This is a genomic window from Citrobacter sp. VF227 (assembly GCF_052950715.1).
This window is the reverse complement of the sequence record NZ_JBRFVF010000218.1, coordinates 1-543: the sequence shown is the minus strand read 5'-3', so window position 1 is coordinate 543 and position 543 is coordinate 1. Positions and strand designations below refer to the sequence as shown.

Sequence of the window (543 nt, the reverse complement as noted above, 5' to 3'; positions counted from 1 at the left end):
GGCAGGTACAGCGGCTCCAGCGTGCCGGAGACGCCGGTCTCACCGAGAATGTCCTTCCAGCCGAACGACAGCGACATCAGCAAGGCCTTGAAGTCAGGGAACACCCGCGAGGCCACCAGCAAGCCGGCCAGGATCAGGTACGGCGCCCAGGCCATCGGCACGGAAATCGGCGTCTTGCCGGCGACGTCCTCGATCTTCATCTCGATCTTGCCCATCCACTCGGATGGCCACTCGCTCGCCGGGGCGAAATCCCAGCTGTCCTTCGGCAGCAGGAAACCGGCCTTGGCCGCGGGCACGACGATGGCCAGACCGACCAGCGCACCGATCATCGACGGGAATTCCGGCCCGAGGAACACACCGGCCGCGGCATACGGGATGACGAAGGCCAGGCCGGTGAACACCGCGAACGGTGCGATTGCCAGGCCCTCGGTCCAGGATTTGTTGCGGCCGAAGTAACGGGTCATGATGCTGACCATGATCAGCGGCATGAGAATCCCGCACAGCGCATGAATGATCGCGACGCGCGAGAAGATCAGGTGGAAG

General features: G+C 64.3%; 1 protein-coding gene. It reads right to left on the bottom strand.

Annotated elements, in window-relative coordinates; all coding sequences use genetic code 11:
- On the bottom strand, window positions 1-543 hold a 543-nt coding region (locus ACU8YC_RS25985; RefSeq protein ID WP_446896110.1), incomplete at both ends, for an L-lactate permease.